Raw genomic sequence first — 5,701 nt, forward strand, 5'->3', positions numbered from 1 at the left:
CCTGTTGTCGCCACGGCGCGCAGGCGGTGCTGTTCGCTTTCCAGCGCCAGGGTGAAGAAGCCCGTCCCTTCCCGACCCTGCGCCTGCGGGGGCTCGACGCGCAGGCGCGCTATCGCTTCCGCGTCGTGCACGGCAAGGTCGCCCCCGGTACGCCGGACGTGGCCAGTGGCGCGTACTGGATGCGGCGCGGCATCGACCTCGTGATGAAGGGCGACCTGCAGGCCGCCGGCATGGTGTTCGAGCGCGAAAGCACAGCTTCCCACCAAGGAGTCACGCGATGAATGGTCCGGTTCCTGCATTTTCCCGTCTGGCGCTCGTGTGCGGACTGATGACACTCGCCGGGGCGGCCTCGGCGCAGGTCAATGGCGTGGGGCAAAGGCCTTACCTCGGATGGAGCAGTTTCAGCCAGCAGACCATCGACCCGGCATTCCTCACCCAGGCCAACATGGTCGCGCAATCGGATGCGCTGGCCGCGTCCGGTTTGCAGGCGCACGGGTACACCTACATCAACCTGGATTCCGGTTGGCAGGGTGGGTTCGATACGAACGGCCGTCCCGTCCCTGATCCGCGGACCTTCCCCGACATCAAGGCATTGATCGACCACATCCACGGTCATGGACAAAAGGCGGGCATCTACTGGATTCCCGGCGTGGAAGAGCCGGCGGTACAGGCCAACTCGCCGATCCTCGGCACGCCGTACCACATCCAGGACATCCTGGCGTTGCCGCATCGTGCCGGTAACGCGTTCGGCGCGCCGGGCGAATCGCCATACCACTACAAGATCGATTTCAGCAAACCCGGCGCGCAGGAATACATCGATTCGGTGGTGGCGCTTTTCGCCTCGTGGGGCGTGGATTTCATCAAGCTCGATGGTGTCACGCCGGGTTCCTATAGCGACGACCTGAGCATCGACAACCGCGACGATGTCGCGGCGTGGTCGAAGGCGATCTCACGCAGCGGCCGCCCGATCTGGCTTACCGTCTCCTGGGCGGTGGACAAGGATTACCAGGACGTGTGGCAGGCCTATTCCAATGCGCGCCGCATCGACGACGACGTGGAATGCGAAAGCCGCTGCGCCACGCTCACCAATTGGCCTCGCATCGAGAAACGTTTTCGCGACCTGCCGGGATGGCAGGATGTGGCTGGTCCGTCGAAAGGCTGGAACGACCTCGATTCACTCGACATCGGCGACGGTGACGAGGATGGGTTGACGGTGGACGAGAAACGCTCGGCCGTCACCCTCTGGGCGATGGCGAACGCACCGCTGTACCTGGGCGGCGACCTCACGAAGCTCGATGAAACCGGCAAGCGATTGGCGGGCAACGACGAGGTCATCGCGGTGAACCAGTCCGGCAAGCCCGCCATGCAAGTCATCGGTGGCGACTTGCCCGTGTGGGTGAGCGACCTCGGCGGCGGCCGCTACCATGTCGCCTTGTTCAACATGAATGCGACGCGCGCGGTCGTCGAACTGCCTTGGCGCGTGTTGGGGCTGGCCGGGACCCGGCGCGTGCGCGATCTCTGGCGTCACCAGGAGCAAGGGCCGTCCTCGGGCAGCTACCGTGTTGAACTGCCCGGGCACGGCACGCAACTGCTGCTGGTCGAAGCGTCGCCTGGCCATGTGTCACCAGGCCCGTCCGCGGATTACGAGGCCGAGGCGGCCACGCTCGCCGGTACGGCGGCGCCGGCTGCTTGCGCCGGTTGCTCGGGCGGTGTGAAGGTCGGCGGCCTGGGACTCGGTGCAGGCAACACGGTCAGCTTCGATCGTGTCTATGCGCCGCGGGACGGCGCCTATCTCATGCGGATCGACTCGCTCACGCTCGGCCTTCGCTCGTATCTGTACCAGGTCAACGATGGGCCGTTCCAGACCTTCAATTCGGGCGGTGGAAGCTTCCAACTGCCGTCGCAAAGCACGTTGCCGGTATGCTTGCGCAAGGGATTCAACCGCATTCGTTTCGGTAATGCGGCCAGCTATCCACCCGACCTGGATCGCATCGTCGTCGGCGGAACCGGCGACGCCGCGCTTCCCGCATCGTCCACCTACGAGGCGGAGGCCGCGATCCTTGGCGGTACCGTGACCGCGGGTTTCAGCAATTACTTCTCGGGGCTGGCGAAGGCGGGCAACATCGGTGTCGGATCCGCGAACTCCGTGACCTTCCCGGCCGTGACGGTGCCCACGTCGGGCAGTTACCAGCTGGAGATCGACTACGCTACCAAGGGACCGCGCACGCTCTACCTGGTCATCAACGGGCAGGCCCCGATCAGGCTGGACCTCGACGGCAGCAGTTTCGACGATCCCGTGGCCAAGGTGCTCGATGTGTCGCTCAAGGCCGGGGCCAATACGATCGCGCTCGGCAACGCCGACGCACCGGCGCCGGACCTGGATCGCATCGTCGTGGCGCCCCGGGTCTTGCCGGCATGGCTGGGGGCTTCCGCGACTACGTGTCAGCGGTAGGTGGGTGGTCGGTCAAGCTGGCCGGCCACGCGGGAAGCATGCAATGGCACCGTTCGGCGAACAGGACCGCCGGACGCGACCATTCCGAGGCGTCCGAGATCCGCTGCAGCAGGGTGCAAGCCTCCGCGATGTCGACATAGTCGGCATCGCGCATCGCCCTGAGCCGACGGTGCGCCCGCCAGAGAAGGGTGATCGACTCGGCTACGCCTCGATACGGCGCGATATCCTCGAGATAACGGCAGGTGTGCCTCAGGTCGGCCATTCGCATGTCGCCGGCCGATCGTGGCATGCGCTCGTTCCATTCCGCCTCGGCGGCGTAGAGGATATCGAGCGCGTAGCCCAGCTCCGTGCATGCCTCGTCGACCGCATGCGCGGTGACCTGGCAAGGTCCGGGCAGCGATCGACGGGGGGCGAAGCTCATGCACTTACCTGTTACTGTTAGGGCTGTTTCCCCGTCCGGCGTTTGGCCGGCTCGCGCGGTGTCTCGGGAAGCTTGCCGCGACGCTCATGGGAATAGACGTAAGAGACGAACGCTGCCGACGAACGGTCGGTGGGCGCGCCGTTTGGAAAACGCGCCGGTGGCTTCTGCGTGGGCATGACTTGTCCGGTTGGGTGATTAGGCCCCTCGTAAGAGGGAGGGTGTCCCACCATGCGCCTTGGATTGTTATGCGCATGTAAGGAGGATCGCCGGGCGGCCCCCCTTTTCGTCACGCGGGGGTAACGGGCGAGGTGTCAATGGTGGCCTTTAGCGGGGAACGGCAATGGAAATGATGAAACGCGGCGCGCGGCCTGCCGATGCCACGAAAATCGACCTCGAGTCGAGGACCGAGGTCAACTGGTGGGTGCGTTCGCTAGGGGTGTCGGAACAGTCGCTCCGCGATGCGGTGAAGCGCGTCGGCCAGGTGCCGGGCGACGTACGCGCCGAACTCCGGCGCCGCCGATGATGGACATCTCGGATCGGCCACTGCGCATCTTCGTGTTCTTCCCGCCCATCAACGAAAGGACGTGGACCGTGCTGTTGCCGGGAGCGCACAAGCACCTGTTCCGCACGGAGGGGCTGGCCGTGGAATTCGCCCTCAACCAGGCCGCCGCCATGAAGGGACGGGGCAGGGCGGTGGAGGTGCTGAAGGAGCGCATCTCGGGAAGCTGGATCCCCGTGCACTTCTGACCGGGCGCTTCGCCGGGTTCAACGCGATGCGGGCGATTTCGATGGTGCGCCCGGTTTTCCCGCGCAAGCGGCACGGGTAAGCGCACGATCCGGCTCTCCGTCATTCGGCCGCGCAAGGCGGGCCATGCAGGTTTCGAAGGTTTCCGGCTGCGGACGCGTGGCGAAATAGGCGGTGCCCACGGCGATCGCCAGCGCGATGGCGATCCAGGGAAGGCTGTCGTTGAGTGTCTTCGGCATGGCGGTAACGGCGTTTACCAGGCCATTATAGATCGGCCTGCCACCTTCGGTGCCGTACATGCGACCCGAGCCCCTTCTTCATTCGCCGGTGTCGATGCCGGCGACCTGGGGATGCCCCGCGCTAGGGGAAAGGCTACTTCCTCTGGTGATTATCCTCGCCGGTGTCATCCACCGGATCGCCCGAGGAATCCGTGCGTGGCTGTTCGGTAGGGCCCCGCCGGTCTTTCGGCGGCTGGTCCTGTCCCGGTTGTTGCGGCGGGCGATTTTTCTCATTGGCCATGAGCGTCTCCTTCGTCGGGAGGCTCGACGTTGGCGCCTTCGTGCTGACGGATACGTGTGAACGATGTGAGCAACGCGTCAGTGCCCTCCGCGGGCCTTGCGCCTGGGCCTAGCGGCCACGGCAGGGGGGTGCCATGAGGCCGGCGCGGGTCGACGCGTGCGAACGGCTTGCCTGCTCGGTCAACAAAGGTGTCACGATCGCCATCCATCCTTCGGCGAAGGAACGGACATTTCGCGGACGCCGCTCCGGCGTGTAACGAGACATGGCTTCCGCCAGCGCGGCCACCAGTGCGGCGGGTTCCGGATGGGTCGAGATAGCCGCTTCCAGGGCGGATTCCAGGGCTGCGAGTTTTCCGAGGAGGTAAGTCCGGTCTTCCATGAATAAAGATGTCCTTGCTGGGTCCTTGGATGGACGGAGTGCCTCGTCTGTGGCCTCCGCGATTCCGTATGTGGCACACCTTCCGGTGTCGTCGGGCAGCGCTGCCGAAATCGTGCTGAGGCTTTCGCCTACAAGCAGCTGCGCCTGACGATGACACGATCATCAGGCCATGTCACCTCACATGCCAAGGCGGATACCGCTACAGGCGGCGGAGCGGCGGCCGGATGATACCTGCACGCTGGTTGTCTCGCCTGCACATCTGGCATTGTATGCATTCGCAGGCGCGCGCGGCCGATACGCGCGCACAGAAGTACAGTCGGCCCAGGGAGGGCACTACATGATTAACGTTGTTTTGGTCGACGACCACGAGTTGGTCAGGACCGGTTTCCGGATGATCCTGCAGCAGCAGGCCGATCTCCGGATCAGGGGAGAAGCGGGTTCGGCCGAGGAAGGCCTGCGCCTCATCCGCTCCCAATCACCAGATATCGCGCTCGTCGATGTCCACATGCCAGGCATGAGCGGCGTGGAACTGACCGAGCGCGTGATCCGCGCGAAGCTGCGCACGAATATCGTCATCCTCACCGTGGTCGATGACGCGCGTTTCCCCAAGCGTCTGCTGGACGCCGGGGCCCTCGGTTATCTCACCAAGGGCTGCTCGTCCGAGGAATTGCTCAGTGCCGTGCGCCAGGTCGCCTCGGGTCGGCGCTACCTCGCCCCCACGGTCGCCCAGCAGTTGGCACTCGCCACGCTCGATGGCTCGGATTCGCCGTTCGACACGCTATCGACGCGCGAGATGGAGGTGTCGATGATGCTCGTTCGCGGAATGCCGCTGACCTCGATCGGGGAAAGGCTCAACCTGAGTCCGAAAACCGTCTCGACCTACAAGCAGCGTCTCATGGAGAAGTTGCACGTCGAACATGTCGTCGGCCTGGCGCACTTGATGACGGTGCACGGCTTGCTGGACACGCACAATCACCAGGTGGGCAGCTGACGTTGTTCATGGCGTGACGCAAAAAAAATGCCGGGCAATGCCCGGCGTTTTTTTTATTCTTTCACTGTCAGCCGTGGGAACTGTCGTCCTGTGGTTCCTGGCGCGGCCGGGTCAGCAGGTCGCCCTGTGCAGGCGGCGTCCAGGCAGGCGTGGGTGTCGGGGCGGGAGGCGTATGCCTGTCTCTTATACACATCT

General features: G+C 64.7%; 8 protein-coding genes. 5 read left to right on the plus strand and 3 right to left on the minus strand.

Annotation, left to right across the window (positions count from 1 at the left end):
- On the plus strand, nucleotides 1–281 hold a 281-nt coding region (locus ACR9ZJ_RS18720; RefSeq protein WP_481288612.1), incomplete at its 5' end, for a GH36 C-terminal domain-containing protein.
- Complete coding sequence (locus ACR9ZJ_RS18725; protein ID WP_481288613.1) at nucleotides 278–2,452, plus strand: CBM35 domain-containing protein; 2,175 nt, start codon at nucleotides 278–280, stop codon at nucleotides 2,450–2,452. The genes ACR9ZJ_RS18720 and ACR9ZJ_RS18725, both read left to right, overlap by 4 nt.
- Here ACR9ZJ_RS18725 and ACR9ZJ_RS18730 read toward each other — a convergent pair.
- Nucleotides 2,436–2,873, minus strand: coding sequence for a hypothetical protein (locus ACR9ZJ_RS18730; RefSeq protein ID WP_481288614.1), 438 nt, complete (start codon nucleotides 2,871–2,873; stop codon nucleotides 2,436–2,438). The two genes, ACR9ZJ_RS18725 and ACR9ZJ_RS18730, sit on opposite strands and share 17 nt — an antisense overlap.
- 340 nt (nucleotides 2,874–3,213) lie before the next feature.
- Here ACR9ZJ_RS18730 and ACR9ZJ_RS18735 point away from each other — a divergent pair, with 340 nt between their 5' ends.
- Together ACR9ZJ_RS18735 and ACR9ZJ_RS18740 are read left to right on the plus strand one after the other, a co-directional pair.
- On the plus strand, nucleotides 3,214–3,396 hold the full coding sequence (locus ACR9ZJ_RS18735; RefSeq protein ID WP_481279898.1) for a DUF3606 domain-containing protein: 183 nt from the start codon (nucleotides 3,214–3,216) through the stop codon (nucleotides 3,394–3,396).
- On the plus strand, nucleotides 3,393–3,620 hold the full coding sequence (locus ACR9ZJ_RS18740; RefSeq protein WP_481279899.1) for a hypothetical protein: 228 nt from the start codon (nucleotides 3,393–3,395) through the stop codon (nucleotides 3,618–3,620). Before ACR9ZJ_RS18735 ends, ACR9ZJ_RS18740 begins: the two co-directional genes overlap by 4 nt.
- Nucleotides 3,621–3,638: 18 nt before the next feature.
- On the opposite strand, the gene ACR9ZJ_RS18745 is transcribed toward ACR9ZJ_RS18740, so the two are convergent.
- Together ACR9ZJ_RS18745 and ACR9ZJ_RS18750 are read right to left on the minus strand one after the other, a co-directional pair.
- Entirely contained in the window at nucleotides 3,639–3,917 is a 279-nt protein-coding gene (locus ACR9ZJ_RS18745) for a hypothetical protein (RefSeq protein WP_481279900.1), read from the minus strand.
- Between the two features lie 328 nt (nucleotides 3,918–4,245).
- Complete coding sequence (locus ACR9ZJ_RS18750) at nucleotides 4,246–4,515, minus strand: hypothetical protein (RefSeq protein ID WP_481279901.1); 270 nt, start codon at nucleotides 4,513–4,515, stop codon at nucleotides 4,246–4,248.
- A 337-nt stretch (nucleotides 4,516–4,852) separates the two neighbouring features.
- On the opposite strand from ACR9ZJ_RS18750, the gene ACR9ZJ_RS18755 reads away from it, so the two are divergent.
- Nucleotides 4,853–5,506 (plus strand): response regulator, encoded by a 654-nt coding sequence (locus tag ACR9ZJ_RS18755; protein WP_306850494.1) that lies wholly within the window; start codon nucleotides 4,853–4,855, stop codon nucleotides 5,504–5,506.
- Nucleotides 5,507–5,701: the final 195 nt, after the last annotated feature.

It is taken from the genome of Luteibacter sp. KNZ12-1A (assembly GCF_056755675.1).